2 protein-coding genes are annotated in these 1866 nt (G+C 52.3%); both read right to left on the bottom strand.

Going from position 1 to position 1866, the window contains the following annotated elements; genetic code table 11:
- The coding region (locus FBQ85_29855; GenBank protein MDL1879336.1) for an MBOAT family protein at positions 1–626 on the bottom strand (626 nt) is incomplete at its 3' end.
- A 210-nt stretch (positions 627–836) separates the two neighbouring features.
- A complete protein-coding gene (locus FBQ85_29850; GenBank protein ID MDL1879335.1) occupies positions 837–1814 on the bottom strand; it encodes a hypothetical protein in 978 nt (325 codons plus the stop codon).
- Between the last annotated feature and the right edge of the window lie 52 nt (positions 1815–1866).

Raw genomic sequence — 1866 nt, 5'->3', positions numbered from 1 at the left:
CGATCGGCGATTACCAGTTTTTTGAAGAATCCCCACAGCATGAGCCGCAAGCCGGACACGACGCGATTGGCATCGAATTTATGTTCATGATCGAATTGCGGCAACAGTCTCGTCGAGCGCTCGATCGGCCCGGCAACAAGCTGGGGGAAGAACGTAACGTACAAAGCAAATTTTATAAAATTGCGCTCCGGTGTCTTTTCGCTGCGATAGACGTCGATGGTATAGCTCAACGTTTGAAACGTGTAGAACGAAATTCCCACCGGCAGCAAAATATCGAACAGCGGGAATTCATAGAATATGTTGGCTTGTTGCAGCAGCGCGCGCGCCGAGGCGCTGAAGAAGTTGGCATATTTAAAAAAGAACAACACACCGAGATTGGCGGCCAGGCTAAAGCCCAGCCACATTTTGCGGAGGCCGCGCCCGGAAGTTTTGTGCATGTGCAACGCCGCAACGTAATCGATGCCGGTTGACAAAAGTATGAGAACGGCATACTCGGCTTTCCAGCACATATAAAAATAGTAGCTGGCGAGCAGGAGAAAGAACTGCCGGAAACGTAGAGGGGCGAGAAAGTAGATCGCAACAACGACAGGAAAAAATATGATGAACTCTAATGAGTGAAAGAGCATAGTCTTATAATTGCACGAGGGCGTTTTGAGATTGCCGGATTCATGCGGCCGGGTAGCCTTGCGCCAAAATGGCAAGGCCGGATGCGTTTTAAGTTAGGCAGCCAAAAGCGCGGTTATGTTGCACGAAATCGCCGGGGAATTCCGGGATTCGCGGAATGTTGCTGCGCCGCATATTCGTTTCTGATACGGCATGCTTCCGGCATATTGCCTTTAGCGTAAACACTCGTATTCGGCCCCTTCTTTAAATATCGGCCGGAAGACCAAAAATTTTCCAAGCAAACCGGTGCTGCCCCGCACAAAATCCGCGCGATTGGAGTGCCCATTTTTGATTTCCAGCTCTTTGTATTCGCCCCGGTGCAGGTAGCGCACCCCAATATCGTCCTGGCTCGCATCGATCATGCGGCGAAACTCGAAATAAGGGATGAGCAGTTGCTTGTTTTTGTACTCCTCGAACTCTTGCCACGAGGTGTCGATGATTTCAACCAGATCATCCTGAAATTTGGTGACTTTCAACCATTTCGGCATGAAGAGATGATTCCATTCGCCGGCTTCCGTGCGCAGGTTGCTGTACATCGAAAAGACGACGTGGGTTTTTAATCCCAGATAAGGATTCATGCCGTTGAACACCAACAACGCAGGCAACAACCAAAGCAAGCCGGGATAGCTCCAGTGCAACGCCATTGTCGCTGCCGGCATGCGTAGAAATTTTTGCTGAAACAAGACGAGCACGTAGGCGGCAATTGCGATGAGAGACCAGAGCAGCCACGAGCTTTTTTCCATGCGTTTCAAATCCAAAAGCTCGAGGCCAAAACCCGCGGCAATGCCGGCGATCATAACGCTGAGGCCCGACCAGGTAACACGGCGCGCTGTCAGGGCAGGATGCCGGCGCTGCCACAGCGCGAAGCACCGGCGCAGCGCGCGCGCGCGTTCATTCAGCGCTTCGGTGAATTTTTCCTCCGTGAAAAGAAAGTAGCATGCAAAGATAAATGCGGAAAATTTGCGATGGCCGATTAAGCCGAGCATCAAATGAAACGGCAAGCCCAGAGCCAGCGCATAGTGCCGCGTCTTGCGAAACAGGAGCAGCACCGGCAGGGCAAGCTCGATGGCGAGCGTCGCCCAGATCGAGGCCAGCGGCGCCCAGGCATAATCCGGACTGAACGGGAGCCGGCTGGTCAAATCATGGAACATTGCAACGCCACAACTGATCGCGGGATTTAAAAAATCCCAATTGAGCTTGTGC

Source organism: Cytophagia bacterium CHB2 (assembly GCA_030263535.1).
GTDB lineage: Bacteria > Zhuqueibacterota > Zhuqueibacteria > Zhuqueibacterales > Zhuqueibacteraceae > Coneutiohabitans.
The sequence above is the reverse complement of the archived record's forward strand: the minus strand, read 5'-3'. Positions and strand labels throughout refer to the sequence as shown.